Annotated in this window: 1 protein-coding gene; it reads right to left on the bottom strand. The window is 59.2% G+C overall.

The annotated features are described in order from the left end of the window. The coding region (locus tag EP376_RS22710; RefSeq protein WP_164745067.1) for a DDE-type integrase/transposase/recombinase at positions 1-495 on the bottom strand (495 nt) is incomplete at both ends.

The following is a 495-nucleotide window of genomic DNA, read 5'->3' as shown; positions in this document are numbered from 1 at the left end:
TTGAAGCTTTCGCAGTATCCGTTTTCCCATGGTGACCCTGGCTCGATGTAAGCCGTCTTGGCGCCGACCGCCGCGATCCAGTCCCGCACCTTCTGAGCGATGAACTCCGGGCCATTGTCGGACCTGATATATTCCGGCGGGCCGCGCAGGATGAACAGGTCGGTCAGTGCATCCAGCACATCGGTTGAGTTGAGCTTGCGATCGACGCGGATCATGAGCGCTTCCCTAGTGTATTCGTCCATGATGTTCAGTGTTCGATAGACCCGCCCGTCAGCGGTCCGATCCAGCACGAAATCGTAGGACCAGACATGGTTGGGGCGCTCGGGTCGCAGACGCACGCATGATCCGTCGTTCAGCCAGAGCCGTCCCTTTTTCTTCTGCTTTGGTGGCACTTTCAGCCCTTCACGCCGCCAGATACGTTCGACCCGCTTGTGGTTCACGCACCAGCCCGCGTTGTTGAGCAGGCCAGTGACCATGCGATATCCATAGCGCCCG

The organism is Alexandriicola marinus (assembly GCF_004000435.1).
Lineage (GTDB): Bacteria > Pseudomonadota > Alphaproteobacteria > Rhodobacterales > Rhodobacteraceae > Alexandriicola > Alexandriicola marinus.
Note: the sequence above shows the minus strand (reverse complement) of the source record. Positions and strands in the feature narration are given on the sequence as shown.